Raw genomic sequence first — 20,836 nt, forward strand, 5'->3', positions numbered from 1 at the left:
GAGCGGCAGAGGGCCGAGCTCAGTGGCGCAGTCCCAGCGTGGCGCTCAGCTCGGGAATCCGCGTCGCCAGGGCCGAGTACACGAGACGGTCGTTCACCTTGTCGTAGTGGTGTGCGATCAGGTTTCGCATCCGTCCGATCGCAACCCAGTCGACGCCGGGGAACTCGGACTTGAACGTCTCCGGCAACTTCTCGACGACCGTGGCCACCTGGATCAGGATGTGCCGACCGTTGTTCCGCAGCACGCGCCCGTGGGGACTGTCCTCCAGGTAGGCCTCCAAGCCGAGTCCCACCGTGTAGGACGCGTCTGCCGCGAAATCGGCGAGGTCCTGCAAACGACGGCGAACGCGCTCATCCGCATATTTCTCCGGCGTCACAAGTTCTCCGACGTCACAGCGCCACGGCTTCCTTTCGGGCGCGGTCCCCCACGCGCCCCCCGGCTCGCCCGTCGACGATCTCGACCCGCACGGTGAGCAGGTCTTCCAAAGCTTGCTGCAACTCGAGCAGATCGACGATGTCGTGGCGATCGCTGAAATCCACGATGAGGTCGATATCCGAGGCGAAGTCGTCGTCGCCGCGCGCCACAGATCCGAACACCCTCGGGTTCGGCAGCCCTGCCTCGGCGAAGAGCTCGCACACTTCTCCACGTCGGGCTGCCAGAGCCTCGGAGGGACGAACGGGCAGGGCTGCCGTCAGCGCCGAACGAGCCGGCTCGGACGGCTGCCGTCGTCCTGTCTCGATCGCGGCGATCAGGGGTTGCTTGATGCCGGAGCGCTCGGCGAGCTCCCGCTGCGAGAGACCCAGAATCCCCCGCCGGATGCGAACGAAGTCACCGAAGCCGACAGCCACGACATCACGATAACAGGTGTTGTTATCGCTTGAAGCGATGTGGGCCGGATGCGGCCCATGCCCCCCGGGGAGTCACGGGTTCGCTCGAATGTGCAGTTCTCGTGACGACTCGCCGGGCAACCACCACGAGAACTGCACGCTCGGCACAGTGCCGCTCAACCGAAGTTCACCTGACGACGAGCGTTCGCCAGGCACGTGACGGCGCCCGTCCCGAACGGGCCGAGCCGGTCGAACAGCACCGAGGTGCCCACCGCGACGCCGTCGGCGCTGAGGTGGTGGTCGGCTTCGACGCCGACCTCGGTGCCGACGGGCAGCCGCGAGAGGGTCAGGGTGAGATCGCCGTTGATGAAGCCGACGCCCTCGTCGCTCCAGTTGGCCATGAAACTGGTGCCCTCGCCGACGACCGCGGTCCGCACGAACGGCGACATCTCCTCCCCCACGAGCACCGGAATCTGCCGGGACCACATGCGTTTCCGGCTCGCGTTCTGGTGCTCGGCCCGCACCTGCGACCAGCCCTCGGGGTGCGCGTCGCTGCCGAACCAGGTGCGCGCGAATCCGGTCTCCGGGCCGTCGAACGCCTCGGCGGGCGGCGTCGGGTGCTCGTCCCGGGTCCACACCGTGCCCGGCGGCTGCTCGGACGGGCGCAGGTAGACGACGGTTCCGCGGGCGGTGACGTCGTCGCCCTGGATGAGGTAGGCGTCGGCGACGCGGATGCGGTTGCCGTCGCGCACGCGGGTCGTCTCGAACCGCACGGGCGCGTTCTGCACCGGCCGGAACAGGTCGACGGTGAGCCGGGCGGGGACGAACCCGTCGGGACCGTGGTCCTTGTCGAGCTCCCGGGCGAGCAGGCCGGTCACGCACGGCCCGGCCAGCATGGTCGACGACCAGGGGCTGACGGCGTACTTCGTGGGAAGGTACGTGCCGTCGGATTCGGTGAAGTATCCGCGCGTGGAGTCAGGCATGCTCGGATTCTCGCAGTGTCCGTTTCCGCGGCTCCCGGTCAGGTTCCGACGTCCTCGCTCGCGCTGCGGTATCGAAGCCATGCCATCGCCGCACCGCAGGCCAGGACGGCGGCGGTCGTCGCACCCACCGACGTCCACGTCCACGCACTCGGGGCTCCACCCGGCCGGGTCGTCGGTGAGCGGGGTGTAGGCCGTCCACCCGAACTGCGCGAGCAGCGGCAGCGCCAGCACCGCCAGCAGGGTCAGCGAGGTGGCGGTCACGGGCGCCGTCGACGGCAGTGACGCGACGATCGAGTACGCGGCGGCGAACGGCACCACAAGGATCGTCGCCACAAAATTCGCGTTGTCCCACGGGGGACGATCGAAGATCCCGGCAGCCGCGGCGAGCGCGAGCAGACCGACACCGATCAGCGGGATCGGCCTGCGGCGACCCAGCCACACACCGACGGCCACAAGAGCCGGCGCGATCAGCAGCGCCGGCCACGCCGCCGGCGACCACGAGACGGTACCGCCCACGGCGACGACCACCGCCGTCGCCGCCAGGAGCACCGCCCCCGTCCGTCCCCGCAGCCACAGCGCCGCGGCGATGAGCACCGGCACCGCCACCAGGCCCAGCAACCATCGCCCTTCCCCGGCATCGTCCAGAGAGAACAGCGCGTGGTGGAACGACCAGTACAGCCCCACCCCGAGGATCGGCACACCGATACCGACGGCCACCTCCCGCCCGCGCGCCCGGGCGACCGGCGCCGTGTCGTTTGCGGCGGTCAGCGCCACCACCCCCGCCGCGACGGCGGTGACGATCGCCAGCGGCAGCCACACGGCATTGACCGGCTGAACGCTCGCTGCGAGATAGGACGCGTACCGCTGAGGCGCCGAGTCCAGCTCCCGGAACTGCGCGAGCGGCTCGGCCGTCAGCAGCCCGGCGACCACCGCTCCGGCCAGCGCGGTATGCAGCTTCTCGGTGCCCAGCACGACGAGCGCGCCGAGCAGCAGGCCCGCGCCGATCGTCGCGGCGTACATGTCGAACCGCCACCCTCCCGGCAGCGCGACGACGGCCACGACCATCGCCCCGACCAGGGCGGGCGCAAGCGCGCGCCGACGAATCGATGCCGCCACCGCCAGCGCCGCGAGCCCCCCGGCTGCGGCGGCGGCGACGTCGGAGGTGAACACCGGGCCGGGCAGAAACCCGTCGGCCAAGGGATAGGTGTCGACGCTCGGGGCGGCCAGCACCAGCCCCGCGGTGAAGCCGCCGACGACGAGAAGGACATACCGGACCGAAGACGCCACTGTGTCACCTTCCCAGGGAGGTCCGCTCCGGATGGGTTCGACGCACCGGTGCCTTCGAAATGCCCCCGTCGCGCATCGAAAACTATCCGATCACCGGCACAGTCCCCGGTGCGGCCGGATCGAAGCGGGTCGACATCGAATCCCCGAGGGGGCTCGGCGCCAGGGTGACGTGACGTCGATCCAACTTCGCCACCGCGTCGACGCCGAGAAGCCGAAGGTGGTGGTCGAGGCCGTGACGGAAGATCTCGATCGCGTGCCCGACCCCGCGCTCCCCGGCCGCCATGAGGCCGTAGAGGTAGGGGCGGCCGACGAAAACTGCGGTCGCGCCGAGAGCAACGGCTGCGGCGATGTCCGCGCCCTCGCGTACGCCGCCGTCGAGAAAAACCGATGCGTCGGCGCCTACGGCGTCCACGATCGGCTCGAGCGCGTCCAGCGGGGCGACGGTCCGATCGAGTTGGCGGCCGCCGTGGTTCGAAACGACGACGCCGTCGGCACCGAGGTCGACGGCCCGACGGGCCAACTGCGGGTCGAGTATTCCCTTGACGACAAGCGGTCCGTCCCATGCTGCACGTACCCACGAGATTTCGTCGAAACCGAAGTTCGAGTCCGTGACAGCCTGGAGCCGCGACCACATGTCGCCCTTCCCTGCCAGCGGGAACGACGCCAAGTCGAGCGGTTCCGACGTCGCTGCTCCTGTGAGCCACCCCGGGTGCCGTGCCATCCGCACCATGCTCCCGAATCCGACCTTCGCCGGGATGGAGAATCCGTTTCGGCTGTCGCGGCGTCGGTCCCCGGCGACCGGCGTATCGACGGTCAGTACGAGAACGCGGTATCCCTCAGTTTCGGCTCGACGCACCAGGTCGAGCGTCAAGACTCGATCCCGCAACACATAGAGCTGGAACCACAGATCGGGCCGCGGATCGATTCGAGCGATGTCTTCGATGGAACACGTGGCCGGAGTCGACAGCGTGTACGGGATGCCGGCGGCTCCTGCGGCCTTGGCCACAGCCGATTCCCCCGCCGTGTGCGCGAGCCTGGTGAACCCGGTCGGTCCGAGCACGAGCGGCACGGCCTGGCGCTTTCCGAACACCTCGACCGAGAGATCGATATCGATACCGGCTGTGGCGCCGACCGGGCCGGGATGGTTGTACACGCGATCGAATGCTTCCAGCGCCCGCACCTTACCGCTCTCGGTACCGGCAGCACCGTCGACGAAGTCGAACACCGGACGAGGGGTGCGCACGCGTGCCGCTTCCCTGAGGTCTTCGATGGTCGGACACCGGTCGAGTACGCGTTCGGCGGGATCGGACTTGGGAAAGCGGAGGTCGAGCATGCTCCACAAGTAGGGAAGGTTTCGAAGTGCAGTGCGTACCCGTGTCGTCACCATGTCCGAAGTGAACTTCTTTCTCGCCGATGATGCGAAGCCGATGCCGAGTCGCCGAAGCGACCCGCGTGATGCGTCTCGATTGCGACGGGTCACTCGTTTTCGGGTGTTTCGATCTCCCACTTCAGGTTTCCGCTGTGAGTGACTGCTCCCCTGTCCGCAGACCCCACCAGACGAGCGTACTTCTCGGAGGCTCCGGCCAACGGTGTTTCCCGGTGCCGGGGCGTCAGCTCGCGGCGCCGGCGTTCGAGTTCGCTGTGGGCGACCAGCAACTCGATCGTTCCTGCCACTGCGTCGATACGAATTCGGTCACCGTTCTCCACGAGTGCGATCGGTCCGCCGTCCGCAGCCTCCGGGCACACGTGGCCCACACACAGCCCACGGGTGCCACCGGAGAACCGCCCGTCGGTCACCAGCGCCGTCTTCTCCGCCATACCCTGACCGACGATCGCGGATGTCACGCTCAGCATCTCCCGCATGCCAGGACCGCCCTTGGGACCTTCGTTACGGATGACGACGACATCTCCCTCGGTGTACTCGCGCCGCCGGACGGCTCGGTACGCGTCCTGCTCGGATTCGAAGACACGTGCTGTTCCCTCGAACGAGAGTTTCGGTGCCGCCGACACCTTGATCACGGCTCCGTCCGGGGCCAGACTTCCGGTCAGAACGACCAGACCGCCGGAAGCGCGGATCGGATCGTCGGTGCTCCGCACCACATCACCGTCGGGCTCGGCGACGTCGGCGAGCGCGGTGGCAAGCGACCGGCCGTCGAACGTCAGTGCGTCACCGTGGAGGTACCCCCCGTCCAGCAGCGCCTTGAGCACCACGGGGACTCCCCCGATCCGGTGCAGGTCGTGCGGCACGTACGGGCCACCGGGCGTGAGTGCCGCGATGTGCGGCGTGCGTCGGAAGACCTCCGCGAGATCCTTCATCCGGAAGTCGATTCCGGCTTCGTGGGCGATCGCCGGCAGGTGCAGTGCCGCGTTCGTCGTGCCGCCGGTCGCAGCCACCACCGCTGCCGCGTTCTCGAGGCTCCGCCGGGTCACCACTTCACGGGGCAGCGGGCCGCCCCGGCGCAGGTTTTCCATCAGCTGCTCACCGGCACGGCGGGCCACCGCCTGACGTTCGGTGTATGCCGCGGGAATGGTCGTGGTTCCCAGCGGTGCCAGACCCAGGGTCTCCGCATAGGCACCACCTGTTCCGGACGAGAATTGACCGGGGCACGAGCCGACGGTCGACTGGACGTCGTGCGCCATGCGCTCCAACTCGTCGGCAGCCATCAGGCCCGCCTGTACCTTTCCGATGCCTTCGAGGACCGACAGAGGATTGGTCGGCTTACCGTCGACGAATCCGAGCAGCATCGTGCCGCCGTGCAGGAACAGACTCGGCACGTTCAACCGCACCATCGCCATCAGCATGCCGGGGATGGTCTTGTCACACGCCCCCACGCCGACCAGCGCGTCGTACTGCTGGGCGCGCATCACGATCTCCACGGAGTCGGCGATGGCTTCCCGCGACATCAGTGAATATCGCATGCCCTCGTGATTCTGCGTGAGCACATCGGACACCGAGATCGTGGAGAACTCCCGCGCGGTGCCTCCACCGACCTCGACACCTAGCTTGGCGGCGTCGACCTGGGACTTCAGTGACTGTGAGCACGGGCTGACCTCGCCCAACGTATGAGCGACACCGATGAACGGCTGATCGATGGCCCGGTCGTCGAGGCCGGTCGCCCGCAACTGATAACGGTGCAGGGTCCGCTCCACACCGCGAGTGACGATCCGAGATCTGTAGTCAGGCATGTTTTTCCAATCCAGTGACGAAGATGTGATTCGACGGGCTGTGCAGCCCACCGTTCACCGGTCGATCGGCGACGGTTCGAACTGTGCGGTCGCACCGCCGCGGGGCGCGACGACCGGTGTGACGAACGTGCCGTCGGTGAGGAACTGCCGAAGGTTGTCGAGGAACAGTTCGCCCATCGCGGCGCGGGTTCGCTCCGTTGCGCTTCCGACGTGCGGCAGCAACACGGTGTTGTCGAGCCGGCGCAGCGGTTCCGGCACGTTCGGTTCGTCGACGTACACGTCGAGGCCGGCACCTGCCAACCCGCCGGTGCCGAGTAGGTCGACGAGAGCTTGCTCGTCGACGAGATGTCCTCGGGCTATGTTGATCAGGTATCCGTTCGGGCCGAGGGCCTGCAGCACTGCGCGGTCGATCATCCCGGTGTTGTCGGGGCTGCCGGACGCGGCGACGATCAACGCATCCGACCGGGACGCCAGCTCGATCGGATCGTCGACGTACGGGTACGCCACGTCGGGATCGGGACGACGATTGTGGTAGGCGACCGGACACCCGAACGCCGACAGTCGTGTGGCGACGGCACGACCGATGCGGCCGAGTCCCACGATGCCGATGTGCATTCCGCTGACGTTGCGGGTTGTCGGGAACAGGCCTTCTGCCCACCGCCCGGCCCGAACGTACCGGTCCGCCGCGGGGAATCGGCGCACAACGTTGATCAGCAGTCCGACCGCGGTGTCTGCGACGCATTCGTCGAGCACGCCCGGGGTATTGCTCACCCCGATACCCCGCTGCGCCGCGTGGTCGACGTCGATGTTGTCGATGCCGACACCGAGGTTCACCACGGCCTGCAAACGTGGCAGCCGGTCCATCAGAGGCGCGTCGACCGTTCCGAGCGAGGAGCACGCGACGATGTCGGCGTCGTCGACGCGTGCGGCACCGTCGGACAGTACGGCCACGTCGAACCGTGCGGACAGTGCGGCCGCGACTTCTGCCGGGAAGGGCTCGACCACCAGCACCCGAACCGGGCGTGCAACGGGTGTCACGATGCGACCCCCTCGAAGAACCCGCTGCGCAACGAGGTGAGCCGGGCGTTGTACTCGTCGACGTTGGCGAGCTTGACGTGTTCGTAGCCGCGCACCACGTCCGGTGCAGAAGCGACCTCCACGGCCGCTGCGTGGTTGTCGGTGCGGAGTGCATTGCCGAGTTCGTCGATCACGCGAATGTAGTCGTCGACCAGTTCACGTTCCAGCCGTCGCATCCGGGTGTAGCCGAACAGGTCGAGGCGTGTACCGCGCACCTTTCTCGCCGCGCGAAGCGCGACGTACACGACCGAGAACCACGGTCCGAGAGAAATCTTGTTCTTCATGCCCATCGCCCGCAGGATCGGCGGATGCAGCTTCCAGGTGATCTTCGCCTTGGGGCCGTAGTCTCGCGTGATCCTGCTGCGTTCGACTGCATCGAGCGCAAGGCGCGCCACCTCGTACTCGTCCTTGTATGCCATCAGCCGATACAGGTTCGCTGCGACGGCCGCGGTGAAGTCGTTCACGCCCGGAGTGGCGTCGCGCTCCGCGGTATGGGCTCGGGCCACCACGTCGACGTAGCGACGCGCGTATTCGGCGTTCTGGTAGTCGATGAGATCCTCGGAGAAGCGCGCGATGGTGTGCCACAGTTCGGTGTCGCGCTCCACACCGGTCGAGTCCGCCAGTCGCACCGCGGTAGCGCTCGGCGTCTTCCGATTCTCGGTGGCGGGGTCCAGCTGCACGAGGGCGTCGTCGAGTCCGGCCGGATCGCTGACCGACTGACGCCCCCGCCGGAACGCTTGCAGATTCGTCTCGACCGAGACACCGTTGATTTCGATCGCTCGTTCGATCGCTGCAGCCGACAGCGGTAAGGCGCCCGCCTGGTACGCCACTCCGACGAGCATCATGTTCGCGTACTGGTCACTGCCGAACAGCTCGAGCGACAACCGCTGAACGTCGACGTAGGTGTTGCGGTCGGCGCGGGTGCGGGCATCGATCCGCCCGGTGAGAGGACCCTGATCGACGAATGCTGTCTCCGGGTTACGAATCATCGCGCCGCTCGGCACCTCGGCTGTGGACACCACCGCAACGGTGCGCTGCGAATCCGCGACGGCCAGATTGTCCGGGTGGCCCGCGACCAGGATGTCGCAGCCCAGATACAGGTCGCATGTCGCGGTCGAGACCTTGGGCGAGAGCGAATGCGCGGCGCGTGTGAACTTCACGTCGCTGACCACCGGACCGGCCTTCTGCGACAGCCCTACCTGGTCGAGGCTGCGCGGCATCAACCCGTCCATGTATCCGGCGACAGCCAGCGTCTGCGCGACCGTCACGATGCCGGTACCGCCGATCCCCGTGATGCGGATGTTGAACTCCTCCGGCGCGTCGGTGGAACCGGCCGGGTCGGGCAGCGCATCGTGGCTCAGGGGCGCGGCGGCCGGGCGTTGCGGCCCCGCATAGTCCTTGTCGGGCACGATCTCCATGAACGACGGGCAGTCACCGGTCATGCAGGTGAGGTCGGAATTGCACGAGGCCTGGTGAATCTGTGTCTTGCGGCCGAACTCGGTGTCGACCGGGACGACGGACAGGCAGTTCGATTTGCGGCCGCAGTCACCGCATCCTTCGCAGATCCGCTCGTTGATCACCACCCGCACCGCCGGTTGCGGCGCCTTGCCGCGTTTGCGATGCCGGCGCAGTTCTGCAGCACAGGGCTGGTCATGGATGAGCACGGTGGTACCGGGGACTGTTCGCAGTTCTTCCTGCAGGGTCAGCAGTTCGGTTCGGTCGTGGACGGTGGTCCTGGCCGGAAGCCGCACACCCTTGTAGTTCTCCGGATGATCGGTCGTGATGCAGATCCGCTCGACCCCCTCCGACGCCAAGGTGCCGGCGAGCTTCGGCACGGTGTACTCCCCGACAGCATCCTGGCCGCCGGTCATCGCCACCGTCGAGTTGTACAGCACCTTGTACGTGATGTTGGTCCTGGCGGCGACCGAGGCCCGGACCGCCATCAATCCCGAGTGCGACAACGTCCCGTCACCGAGGTTCTGGAAGATGTGATCTGCGTGGACGTACGCCTGCTGTCCGATCCACTGGGCACCTTCGCCTCCCATCTGTGTGAGCCCGGTGACATTGCCGACTTGTTCGGGGTCCATGAACGTCGTCATACCGTGGCAACCGATCCCGGCGCCCATCAGCGACCCTTCGGGCGCCTTCGTCGAACTGTTGTGCGGGCATCCCGAGCAGAAGTACGGGGTGCGGGAGGCGATCGTGAGAGGAAGAAGAAGCTTCGACGGCGGAGCCAGCCGACGAAGCCGATCGCGCACCGAAGCGACATCCTTGTTCGCAAGGATCATCGGGGCGAGCGCCCCGGTGATCGCGTCCGCGTCGACACCGCCGTGGCTCGGCAGCACGGCATGCCCGTGCTGGTCGGTCTTGCCGATCACGATCGGGCCGGCCCCGGCACCGTACAGCGCCTCCTTGACCAGAGTCTCGAGGAACGGACCTTTGTCTTCGACCACCAGGATCTTGTTCAACCCATCGGCGAACTGACGCACGATCTGCTCGTCCAGAGGCCAGATCATACCGATCTTGAGGAGGCGGATGCCGGCCGCGGCCAACGCTTCGTCGTCGCCGAGACCCATGTCGGACAACGCCTGCCGTACTTCGAGGTACGGCTGCCCCGCAACGGCGATGCCCAGTACGTCATCGCGTCCAGAGGCCACGATCCGGTTCAAGCCGTTGAGTCGTGCGTATTCGAGGGCGAGGGGCAGTCGAACTTCCAGAAGGTTACGTTCCGCGGCCACCGCGGCCGCTGCCACCGGCTTGGTCATCACCTCGTGGACGTAGCGACGACCGTCGACGAGGGGAAACACAGGGTCGAATCCGTCCGTGTCCGCCTCGACACACGCCAACGAATCTGCGACGTGGGTGGCGACTTTCATGGCCACCCACGCACCACTCGCCCGCGACATCGACACACCGTGCAGGCCCCAGTGCAGCACCTCCTGCGCATCGGCCGGCATCAAGGTCGGAACGAGAGCCGACCGCAGAACCGTTTCCGAACCGCACGGTACCGTCGAGGATTTCGCCGTCGCATCGTCACCGCAGAAGGCCAGGACCCCGCCGTCCGCACTCGTCCCCATCAGGTTTCCGTGCCGGATCGCGTCGAGCGCCTGGTCGACCCCAGGTGCCTTGCCGTACCAGTAGCCCGAGACTCCGGCATACGGCGAACCCAACTGCCCCACCGACTGAGTTCCCTGCACCGCAGTCGCAGCGAGAAACTCGTTCATCCCCGGCACGAAGTCGACGCCGTGCTCCGCCAGCAGCCCCGAAATGGGTCGCATGGTGAAATCGAGCGTCCCCAGTGGCGATCCCTGGTAGCCGCTGACGAAGGCTCGGGTGCGCAGTTCGTTGCGCGCGTCGATCCGGCGCATGTCGAGCGGCACCCGACACACTGCCTGCACCCCGGTCAGCAGAATTGGGCCGTTGGCGGCCGCGAATCGATCGGCGAGATCGACTCGGCGGGCAAGAGCCTCGGCGGCGGGCATCGACGACATCGGTGTAGCACTCTCCTAAGACTGGACGTGAACACGAAGTTAAAGTGGTCTGATCCGGAATTCCATGACGAAATCCCGCAGAAGGAGACCTCGGATTTGGGCAAAACGCAGAAGAGCCAGGTGCACCTCGTTGCGCTGCTCGCGCAGATCACCGACAAAGGCTCGCAGCTCTCCGACCTCGTGGTGAACCGCATCCGATCCGAGGTACCGCAATACTCGGTGGTGCCACCGGCTTCTCACCGCGAAGTGGTGGCAGGTCAGGTGGCAGGAATCCTTGCCGGATTGCAGGAGCAGAGGACCCCGAGTCCGTCCCAAATTTCCGGGGCCCGAGAACTGGGACGCCGACGTGCCGCACAGGGTATCGCGCTCGGCAATGTGATCGAAGCGTATCACATTGCCTACCGGGAGATCTGGAACGAACTGCTCGAGCTGTCGCGCGCGGAGAATGCCGGCACCAGCGAACCGCTGCTGTCCGTCGTGGCACTGCTGTGGAACTGGTTCCACCGCTTGAGTGCTGCTGTGGCGGAGGGTCATTCCGACGAACTGCGCTCGAACTCGACAACCCGCGCGGTGATTCAGCGGGAGTTTCTCCATGCCCTGATTTCGGGAACAGCGTTGCAGCATCGCGCGCTCGCCACCTCCCTCGGATTCGACCCGGACGGACCCTTTCAAGTCGCCTGTATCGAAGGTTTCCCCCGGCACCTGTCTGCTCGCCTCGACGAGGAACTCGCCGGCAATGGTGGCGCGGTACTGTTCGACGACGAACGCACGGTGGTGGTCCTGCAGAATGTTGCGGCACCGGAGTTCCTGGAGCGGTTGCACGCGCTCGCCTCCACCGCGATCGCCGGAGTCGGTCATACCCGTACCGGACTGTCGGGGGCGACGGACAGCGTGAAGGACGCGCAGCTTGTCCTGACCCGGGCCTGCAAGCTCGGCCGCAGCATCACGCTGGCCGAGGATTGGCTCATGGCGATTCTCGACAACTCGGCTGCTCACCTGCGTCCGCTCCTGCGACACGGCACCGAGGTGGCGGCCCGCAACGATCGGCTCGCCGAAACGTTGCGGGCATTCGCCACCAGCGGATTCTCCCTGTCGGCGTGCGCGCGGGAACTACGCGTGCATCCGAACACGGTGAAGTATCGACTCGACCGGTGGCGGGAGCTGACCGGATGGGACGTGCACGACGTCGAAGGTCTCGTGGCGTCGCTGCGCTGCCTCGAAGGCTGAGGACTGCGGGCACCACACACTCATCGTCCTGACACGACCTCGTCCGGTTTCGCCGCTTCGGCGACCGCAGGCGCGTCGTCGAGCCCACGGCGCATCGCGAGCAGAACGATCGCGGCCCCGACGAGGACGGCACCGATGATGTACATCGGAGTGTCGAAGCTTCCGGTCACATCCTTCATGTAACCGGCGACGTACGGTCCGATGAATCCGCTCAGGTTCGCGAACGAGTTCATCAATCCGATCCCCGCGGCGAGGGCCATGCCGGTGAGGAATCGTGGGGGAATGGACCACGCTGTCGATGTTGCGCTGAGCACTCCCGAAAGCAGCAGCGCAATCCCCACCAGCATGATGTACGGCGACCAGTTACCCACTACCGCGATCGTGATGCCGGCCGCGGCGACGAGCATGGAGATCCCGGTGTGCCAGATGCGCTCGCCGGTGCGGTCGGAGTGCCGGCTCATGAGGATCATCGCGACAGTGCCCACAACGAACGGCAACGCCGTGATCAGCCCCACTTGGACGAGGGAGAATTCCAGTCCCCAACTCTCGGACATTCCCGAGATCATCTGCGGCAGGAAGAACGACACGCCGTAGAACCCGTAGAAGATGCCGAAGAGCACCACACTCATGCTCACCACACGAACGTCCTTGAGCGAGCGCAGACTCCCCTGGTGCCCCTCGACCCTCTCCGGACCGTCGGCAGCCAGTTCGTTTTCCAACCAACGTCGTTGGTCTTCGGTCAGCCACTCGGCTTGTGAGGGCCGGCTGGTCAGGTAGAAGAAGGTGACGACACCGAGTACGACCGTCGGCAACCCTTCGATCAGGAACATGGCTCGCCAACCCGCGAGCCCGAGGAATCCGTCGAAATGTTGCATGATCGCGGTCGACAGGGGTCCGCCGATCACGGACGACAAGGGAACGGCCACGTACAGCAGGGCAACGATCCGTGCCCTGTGGCGCTCCGGATACCAGTAGGTCAGGTACAGGATGAGTCCGGGCAGTAGGCCCGCTTCGGCGAAGCCGAGCAGAAACCGCGCAACGAAGAACTGAATCTCGTTCTGAACGAACGCCGTTGCAGCAGAGACCAGTCCCCACGAGACGGCGATGCGAGCAATCCAGATCCGCGCTCCGACCTTGTGGAGGATCATGTTGCTGGGCACTTCGAACACAAAGTACCCTACGAAGAACAGGCCTGCCCCGAAACCGAAAGCGGCCTGACTCATGCCGAGGTCCGAGTTCATCTGCAAGGCAGCGAAACTGACGTTCACTCGATCGAGGAAGTTGAGGAAGTAGAGCAGGATCAGGAACGGAAGCAGACGCCGGGTGATACGCCCGATGGTCGCTTTCTCGATTGCCTCACCCTGAGCGGCGTCGATGTGATGGGTCACTACCCACCCTCCTGTTGTGTGGACGGCACTGAAGCCTTACGAAAAGCAGACAGGCGCCCGACCGGCTGTTCGCGGGCGCCGCGCACCGCACCGCACGCCTCGAGATCGCAGCGTCCGGTGTGTGTTGGGTTTTACGATCCGGCTCGGCCGGGCCGGTTCAGTCGCGCGGAGAGGCAGGTGCCACGGACGCTGCGAAATCCGCGACCAGTTCCACTACCTGCTCGGGGAACTCGTCGACGAGGAAATGACCGGCGTCGGCGAGCTCACGGCCCACCACCAGTTCCGGACGGCGGGAACGTTCACGCCAGACCTCGAGCGGCGAGCGTCCGGACCGGGCGACCATGCCCTTCGCCCCCCACATGACGTAGCACGGACAGTCGATGAGGTGGCCGGCTTCGCGACTCTGTGCGTCGTGCTGCAGATCGATCGTGGCTGCTGCTCGATAGTCCTCGATCGTGCCGAGACGGCGCGCAGGGTCACCGAACAGCCTCTCGTACTCGGCCAGCGCTGCCGGGTGATACACGTCCCCCTTGGCCCCGACCGCGCTCGATCCGGAGACCCCCAGCACCGAATGCAGATAGGCGGTGGGATCATGAGCGAGGAAACTCTCCGGCAGTCCGTTGAGCTGCGGGAACATGAACCAGTGGTAGTAGGCGAGAGCGAGCTCGAAGTCGACGTTCGCATACACCCATTCGGTCGGCATGATGTCCAGCAAGACGATCCCGGACACCACATCGCTGTAGTCGACAGCCATCCGATGCGCGGTGCGAGCACCCCGGTCGTGCCCGACGACGGTGAACGCGTCGAACCCGAGGGCCTGCATCACCGCGACCTGATCTGACGCCATGGCACGGAAGGAGTGCGGCGCGTGGCTGTCGTCGGGGTCGGGAAGGGTCGAGTCACCGTACCCCCGCAGATCCGTCGCCACGACGGTAAACCGCTCCGCAAGAACGGGTGCGACCCGGTGCCACATGACATGCGACTGCGGGAACCCGTGCAACAGCAGAATCGGCGCTCCGGTTCCTGCCTTCACCCCGTGGATGCTGATGCCGTCGCCGGTCACCACATCGAAAGACTCGAAACCCGGAAAGAGTTCCAGTGTCACCATGCTCACTTGCATCTCCTCTGTCCCACGCTCCGACTTCCTGAGCGTGATCTGCACCACGAGCCTGCCATGCAGCCCCTCCGGAGCAGTTTGAGAAATACGAAGAGTCGGCACAGAAACTCTGCGGTTTCCCAGAAGGGCTCGGGACCTCCGATCCTGCGCGTGGACTTCTCCATGCCCGGCCCATGACGCAGAAACACCGCTCGAGGTACGGCATACGTTCCGTCGAATGTGCTCATCCGCCGGCGGCAGCAATCCGAAGGATCCCGGTCGGATCGAGACATCCGCCCGGACGTCGTCACCTCATCGAGTTGTCCTGCGCGCCCGATATTTACGCAGCATCAGAACCGATGCGCACGCTCTATCGGGTGGGAACATCGGCACCAAGGAAGTCCTCGATCGCCTGTACGACCTCGGCAGTCTGCTCGTCCTGGGGACTGTGCCCGGCCCGGTCCACGATCCGAAGGCGCGCATGGGGAATGCCGGCGGCCAGCTCCAGTTGGCACTGCGGCGGGAACACGAAGTCGTCGCGCCCGGCCACGACGAGCGTGGGGGCGGTGATCTCGCCGAGCCGATCCACGACCGTCCAGTCCTTCATCAGGTGCCGGCCCGCGAAGATCAGCGGCTCCGCCCGCGGCCTCGAGCGCCACGACCCGCTGCTCAGTTCGCGCGCCAGCATGGCGAGGCCAGAGCCGTGGAAGTACGCGTCCCCGATCTGCGAGAAGATCGAAAAGTACTCGCGGGGCGTGAATTCTCCGTTGAACCACCGCCGCGCCAGCTCCGCCTTCTCCCGGCCGTAGCCGCGTGCGAGCAGTACCTCGGACGCGTTCTGCCGCTCCCAGTGACTGTCGGCGCCCGTGTCGAGCAGCACGAGGTGCGTGACCCGCTCGGGGTAGCGCAGAGCGTACTCGAGCGCGACCTGCCCGCCGAACGAGTGGCCGAGCACCGCCCACCGCTCGAACCCGAGCCGCTCGCGCAGGGCGTCGGCATCCGCAGTGAGGTTCTCCCACGTCATCGTTTCGACGGGTGGCCCGATCGAGCGTCCGTTGCAACGGTGGTCGTAGAACACCAGGGTGAACCGGTCCGCGCACTGCCGGAAGGCCTGCATCGTCCACAGGTCCGCCGACGGTCCGCCGTGCATGACCACCAACGGAGGTCCCTGCCCGACCACGTCGACATAGAGGGAGGTGTCCCGGATCGGGACCCGGCCGGGCCGGACGCGGTGCAGGCTGCCGCGCCACTTCACCGCTGCCGACGAAAGACCACGAGAGTCGCGTCGTCGTACCTCGCCGGTCGCCGTGTTCGAACCCGTTGCCCACGAGTAATTTTCGATGTTGCGTTTGAGGACTGCCAGCATGCGTGCCTGCATGATCCACACGACCGGCGGGAAGATTCCGGAGTAGACGAGGCGCGCGACCCATCGCGGTCGGCCCGCCTGATACCCGCTGACGACGAGGCGGGTGCGCCCGCCGGGCAGCTCCTTCAGCTGGAAACCCCACAGTCCTTCCAGATAGGCGGACGGGCGCGACTGACCGGGGCCGGGGGTGCCGCCCCGCAGATCGATCAGCCCGTGCAGTCCGAGGAAACGGTTCGGCTCGATCCGCGCGACCTTGTACGCGTCCATGGTTCCCGCCCCGGGCGCCCAGTACTTCAGTTGGTCGCCGGGCCGGATGTCCTGCCATTCCGGGTGCACCTCCCGGGCGCTCGGGCGACCGGCGTTGTCCAGGTGATCCCACGAGTACCAGCCGCCCCGGTCCCAGCCCATCTGCACCAGCCACGGCCACACTTCCTCCGGTGACGCGTCGATGGTGACGGCCATGGCGCCCGACCTCTCCCCGTCGGGCACCAGATCGGCGCCGGGGAACGGCCCGCTGACCTCCTCGTCGGTGGCGCCCCACCGCACGAGCCGCGGGCGCACGAAGCGTCCGTAGACCACGGCTGCCGCCGCGCCTGCTACCGCCACCTTCGGTGCGACTGCCATGTGTCCAGCGTGCGCCGAGTGCCTGGTGCTTCACAAGGGACCACCGGCCCTCGTCAGCGCAACTCAGCCGCCGACCACCCGGCAGCCTCGCGTGTCTCGAAGGACTGGGCTCGGCGATCTCGCCGAGCCCTCGTACCGGCCGCAGCGATACCGGCACGTGGCGATGCAGGCATCGACGTCCCAGACCAGCCGCACGGTCAGTCATCACCGTCGATCAGTTCGTGCACCTGCCCTTCGCCTGCTTCGAACCGTTCCATCGCATCGAGCAGACGTCGAGCGTTCGCCGGTGAACGCGTCAGGTAGGCCGTTTCACGCAGCGACTCGAAGTCCGCCAAGGAGACGATCACGACCGGTTCGTGGCCCGAGCGGGTAATCACGATCTCCTCCCGGTCGTTGACGACTGAGTCCAAAACCTCGGCGTACCGGGCGCGCGATTCGCTGTAACTCATGGTTCGCATGACGACCTCTGTCCTTTACAGAAAATCGTACGTCCCAGCCGAGATGGGTGGTCTGTCCGAAGCGGTCGACGAATCCACGTTGCTCCCAGCAACGCCACGAATCCGTCGTCAGGAGCAGTCGCCCGGCTCCCCGTCCTTGACGACGGACAGCACTACGTCGCCTTCACCGATGAGCACGCCCGAAGCCGGCGCTTGGGATACCACCACCCAGTTCCGGTCGAGGATCTGTGCCCGTCCCCGTCCGGTGGCATCGATGCTGCGGGAGTAGAAGACCCCGGCGGCTTGGATGGTGTCCTGCGCGGCTTGCAGGTCCATGCACGTCACGTCCGGCATGACGGCGGTCGGGGCGGTGTCGGCGACGTTCGTCGTCGGTGCCGCCGTAGACGTGGTCGGAGACGTCACGGGCGTCGTTGTTGTTGTGGCCGCCGCCGCGACTGTGGTCGACGGGGCGGGCGGGGTCGTCGACGTGGTGCGCGGCGCCGGTGCACCGGCAGACGGGACGGCCGACGTCGTGGGGTCCGGCTCGCCGGGGTCTTCGAGTCCATCCTGGATGTCGGTGACGATCCCGAAGACCACGAACAGCGCGCCGACCGCGGCGGCGATGACCACTCCCCTGCGGACCGGCGGTCGGGACGTCGGGTCGGGCGGCGGCGCGAAGGCTGCCGGATCCCCGGCAAGGTAGGCCCGGTGGCCGGCCTCGGCCCTGGCCGCCAAGGCGGCCCGTTCGGCCTCGAGCCGGGCGCGCCGGTCGCGGATCAACTTCCCGACAGCCAAGTAGCCGAGCCCCAACCCGATGCCGAGCATCAGGAGGAAGCCGGCGACGTCGCCGTGGATGACGTACAGAAACGCCATCCACACGAAGATGGCGGCGAACATGCCTGCGACGACACGCAGGTAGGGCGCGATGCGTTTCATGGGTGACCTCTCTCGGATCGCACCGGTGTCCATGTGCACGCTGCACGAGTCCCACCGCACGAATCGGTGTGCGCGTATCCGCGCGATGGGACTCGACCGTATGACAGCTTCGGTCAGACGGCGTCGGCGACGACTGCCTCGGCGTCCCTGACGCGGAGCTCACCGGACATGAGGCGCGGGAGGAGGGTGTCGCGGAGCGCGGCGAGAGTTTTCGATTCCGCCTCAGCCGAGGCGACGCCCTTGTCCAGTTCTGCAAGTTTCGGCTCGAGCGATTGCCCGTCGTCAATTCGAGGAATTGGTAACGAGTTCAGTTCCTTGCCGTTGATCGACCCGAAAACCGTTCCTCCGCTCTCGAACCGATCCCACAATCCGGGCGCAACTTTGAGTCGATGGAATAGCAGCGACGGCGAATCATCTTTCGAGCGAAGCGACGCCAAACCTCGACCTATGCAGGTCTTCTCATTCGCAACATTCAGCTCCCCGACGGGCGCGCGGACACTCAACAGGGTGTCGCCAGCCTCCGCTACTCGCTTCGGGTCAACGGTCCACAACCGGTTAGTCGGTGACCGAAATCCAAAGTCCCGATTGCCTTGATAAAACACCATCCCATTGCCATCCTCGTTGTACGAGTCGCCGGGGGGCGAAGATCCCATCGTCACCGATGCAACATCAGCAACGAGGATCACCTCGTCCTCGACGACTCGTTGACGAACGAGGGCAGCCGCCATTCGGTCGGATGTCTGCGCAAGATTGCGGTTTGCAGTGATCTTGTCGTCGAGGGCGCCGAGGACCTCGAATATGGCACGTTGCTCATCGAGATCAGGGATGTGCGCTACATAGTCGCAAATCTTCGAGGGGCTTGTGTGACGGACAGTGCTTCCTGAAGCAGTACCGAGAATATATGAGCGATATTCGGCACCCCGCAAGAAATAAATCAGAAATTGGGGAAAGATCGCAGACTTATCAGTTACTTCGACCAAGCCAATACGCTGGTTATGAAGGTAAATTTTCCCCGACGGAATGGCTGCGAGATTCCCAAGCGTATCGCCCTCTTTGCTCAAATCCGTCATGGTGACCACAATATCGCCGGGCTTCAATCTATAGGCGTCGTCATAGGGGCCAGAAAACGTCTTCGTCTTTGCCTCCTTGAAACCTCCGCCAATCGCAAAGTTGCCGGGCGTCAACAGAGTAGGAAAAATGGGTTCATCCGAGAATCCTGATCCAGGAAATGCATAACCGTGCTTGATTCTTATCGCGTCACCCAAGCGCAGTCGTCGCCGGGGGATTCCTCGAGGATTCACTCCACCCTCCCCAACTGCTCCCGCACCACAGCCGCCAACCGCGCCGACTCGTCGAACTGCTCGTACAGTTCCTTCGTCAGCCGCGCGATCTTCTCCGCGATCGGCTCGCCGTCGTCCTCGATCGGGGCCGCACCGACGTACCGACCCGGCGTGAGTGCGTAATCGGCTTCCTTGATCTCCGCGAGCGTCGCCGAGTAGCAGAAGCCCGGCTCATCCGCGTACTCCTCACCGGATGCGGATTCCGTTCCGCGCCAAGCGTGGTAGGTGCCGGCAATCTTGGCGATGTCGTCGTCCGACAGCGCGCGCTCGGCGCGATCCACCATGTAGCCGAGGTTGCGGGCGTCGAGGAAGAGCACCTGGCCGCGACGATCGACCTTGCCCTTCACACCGGCCGACTTGTCCTTCGCGAAGAACCACACGCACACCGGAATGCCGGTGCTACGGAACAACTGCGTCGGCAACGCCACCATGCACGAGACCAGGTCGGCCTCGACGAGCCGCGCCCGGATCTCGCCCTCGCCTCCGGAGTTGGACGACATCGACCCGTTCGCCATCACCACACCCGCGCTGCCCTTCTCGGCGAGCTTGGAGATAATGTGCTGGATCCACGCATAGTTCGCGTTACCGGCCGGCGGAACGCCGTACTTCCAGCGCTTGTCGTCGTCCTTACGCGTCCAGTCCTTGATGTTGAACGGCGGATTCGCCATCACGTAGTCGGCGAGCAGATCCGGGTGCTTGTCCTGGGCGAACGTATCCTCCCAGCGGTCGGCGAGATTCGCGGTGATGCCGTGGATTGCGAGGTTCATCTTCGCCATCCGCCACGTACGCTCGTTGAGTTCCTGCCCGTACACCGCGACGTCGGTCGGGTTGCCGCCGTGGTGCTCGATGAACTTCTCGGTCTGCACGAACATGCCGCCCGACCCGCAGCACGGGTCGTACACCCGCCCGTTGTACGGCTCGAGCACTTCCACCAGCACCCGCACCACGCCGGCCGGCGTGTAGAACTCGCCGCCGCGCTTACCCTCGGCGCGGGCGAACTTCTCCAGGAAGTACTCGTACACCTCCCCCAGCAGGTCGCGTGCCTTACGAGCGCCCTCACCGGTGAAGCGGGTGTCGCCGAGCAGGTCCATCAGCTCGCCGAGGCGCCGCTGGTCCACGCTGTCGCGGTTGAAGATCACCGGCAAGGTGCCCACGAGGGTCTCGTTGGCGTTCATCAGTTCCCGCATCGCCGCGTCGACCAGCTGGCCGATGGTGCGGGCCTCGACACCGGCCGCCTCCTGGATGCCCTTGGCGTTCTGCGCCAGGTACGACCACCGCGCCGGCTCCGGCACCCAGAACACACCCGACCCCAGGTACTCGTCCTGGTCGTCGATGAGCGAAGCGATGCCGTCCTCGTCGAGACCGTCGGCGACGAGCTCGGCGCGGATCTGCTCACGGCGCTCGTCGAACGCGTCGGAGACGTACTTGAGGAACACCAGCCCGAGGATCACGTCCTTGTACTGGGAGGCGTCCATGGAGCCGCGTAGCTTGTCTGCGGCCTTCCACAGCGTGTCCTTCAGCTCCTTCATCGTCGACGGCGCGGTGGGCGCCGTCTTCTTCCTCGGTGGCAT

Annotated in this window: 15 protein-coding genes; 1 reads left to right on the forward strand and 14 read right to left on the reverse strand. The window is 66.0% G+C overall.

The features are described from left to right. Nucleotides 1-19 precede the first annotated feature (19 nt). The 7 genes from RR3_RS03040 to RR3_RS03075 all read right to left on the reverse strand — a co-directional run bounded on the left by RR3_RS03040 (nt 20) and on the right by RR3_RS03075 (nt 10,851). Complete coding sequence (locus RR3_RS03040; protein ID WP_225223308.1) at nt 20-280, reverse strand: HepT-like ribonuclease domain-containing protein; 261 nt, start codon at nt 278-280, stop codon at nt 20-22. A gap of 109 nt (nt 281-389) precedes the next feature. After that, on the reverse strand, nt 390-848 hold the full coding sequence (locus tag RR3_RS03045; protein WP_010595666.1) for an XRE family transcriptional regulator: 459 nt from the start codon (nt 846-848) through the stop codon (nt 390-392). A 155-nt stretch (nt 849-1,003) separates the two neighbouring features. Beyond that, a complete protein-coding gene (locus tag RR3_RS25315) occupies nt 1,004-1,810 on the reverse strand; it encodes an acyl-CoA thioesterase domain-containing protein (protein WP_017679716.1) in 807 nt (268 codons plus the stop codon). A 1,369-nt stretch (nt 1,811-3,179) separates the two neighbouring features. Beyond that, nucleotides 3,180-4,340: an alpha-hydroxy acid oxidase gene (locus RR3_RS03060; protein ID WP_234420130.1), complete on the reverse strand. Its 1,161-nt coding sequence runs from the start codon at nt 4,338-4,340 to the stop codon at nt 3,180-3,182. A 233-nt stretch (nt 4,341-4,573) separates the two neighbouring features. Continuing rightward, nucleotides 4,574-6,283, reverse strand: coding sequence for a dihydroxy-acid dehydratase (locus tag RR3_RS03065; protein WP_043805633.1), 1,710 nt, complete (start codon nt 6,281-6,283; stop codon nt 4,574-4,576). Between the two features lie 54 nt (nt 6,284-6,337). After that, nucleotides 6,338-7,294 (reverse strand): 2-hydroxyacid dehydrogenase, encoded by a 957-nt coding sequence (locus tag RR3_RS03070; RefSeq protein ID WP_010595671.1) that lies wholly within the window; start codon nt 7,292-7,294, stop codon nt 6,338-6,340. A 23-nt stretch (nt 7,295-7,317) separates the two neighbouring features. Continuing rightward, complete coding sequence (locus tag RR3_RS03075) at nt 7,318-10,851, reverse strand: indolepyruvate ferredoxin oxidoreductase family protein (protein ID WP_010595672.1); 3,534 nt, start codon at nt 10,849-10,851, stop codon at nt 7,318-7,320. A 27-nt stretch (nt 10,852-10,878) separates the two neighbouring features. Between RR3_RS03075 and RR3_RS03080 the strand changes: the two genes are divergently transcribed. Further along, complete coding sequence (locus tag RR3_RS03080; RefSeq protein WP_234420132.1) at nt 10,879-12,078, forward strand: PucR family transcriptional regulator; 1,200 nt, start codon at nt 10,879-10,881, stop codon at nt 12,076-12,078. 20 nt (nt 12,079-12,098) lie between these two features. On the opposite strand, the gene RR3_RS03085 is transcribed toward RR3_RS03080, so the two are convergent. The 7 genes from RR3_RS03085 to RR3_RS03120 all read right to left on the reverse strand — a co-directional run bounded on the left by RR3_RS03085 (nt 12,099) and on the right by RR3_RS03120 (nt 20,836). Further along, the gene (locus tag RR3_RS03085; protein WP_017679719.1) at nt 12,099-13,466 is read right to left on the reverse strand and encodes an MFS transporter; all 1,368 of its coding nucleotides are present in this window, start codon (nt 13,464-13,466) and stop codon (nt 12,099-12,101) included. 157 nt (nt 13,467-13,623) lie between these two features. Next, complete coding sequence (locus RR3_RS03090; protein WP_010595676.1) at nt 13,624-14,574, reverse strand: alpha/beta fold hydrolase; 951 nt, start codon at nt 14,572-14,574, stop codon at nt 13,624-13,626. 358 nt (nt 14,575-14,932) lie between these two features. After that, a complete protein-coding gene (locus tag RR3_RS03095) occupies nt 14,933-16,552 on the reverse strand; it encodes an alpha/beta fold hydrolase (RefSeq protein ID WP_043822198.1) in 1,620 nt (539 codons plus the stop codon). A gap of 197 nt (nt 16,553-16,749) precedes the next feature. Continuing rightward, entirely contained in the window at nt 16,750-17,010 is a 261-nt protein-coding gene (locus RR3_RS03100; protein ID WP_026137532.1) for a type II toxin-antitoxin system Phd/YefM family antitoxin, read from the reverse strand. A gap of 108 nt (nt 17,011-17,118) precedes the next feature. Continuing rightward, a complete protein-coding gene (locus RR3_RS03105) occupies nt 17,119-17,925 on the reverse strand; it encodes a hypothetical protein (RefSeq protein WP_017679722.1) in 807 nt (268 codons plus the stop codon). 113 nt (nt 17,926-18,038) lie between these two features. After that, the gene (locus RR3_RS24495; protein ID WP_234420133.1) at nt 18,039-19,226 is read right to left on the reverse strand and encodes a restriction endonuclease subunit S; all 1,188 of its coding nucleotides are present in this window, start codon (nt 19,224-19,226) and stop codon (nt 18,039-18,041) included. Further along, nucleotides 19,223-20,836, reverse strand: coding sequence for a class I SAM-dependent DNA methyltransferase (locus RR3_RS03120; RefSeq protein ID WP_026137534.1), 1,614 nt, complete (start codon nt 20,834-20,836; stop codon nt 19,223-19,225). The genes RR3_RS24495 and RR3_RS03120 overlap by 4 nt, the downstream gene beginning before the upstream one ends.

This window comes from Rhodococcus ruber NBRC 15591, assembly GCF_001894945.1.
GTDB classification, from domain to species: domain Bacteria; phylum Actinomycetota; class Actinomycetes; order Mycobacteriales; family Mycobacteriaceae; genus Rhodococcus; species Rhodococcus ruber.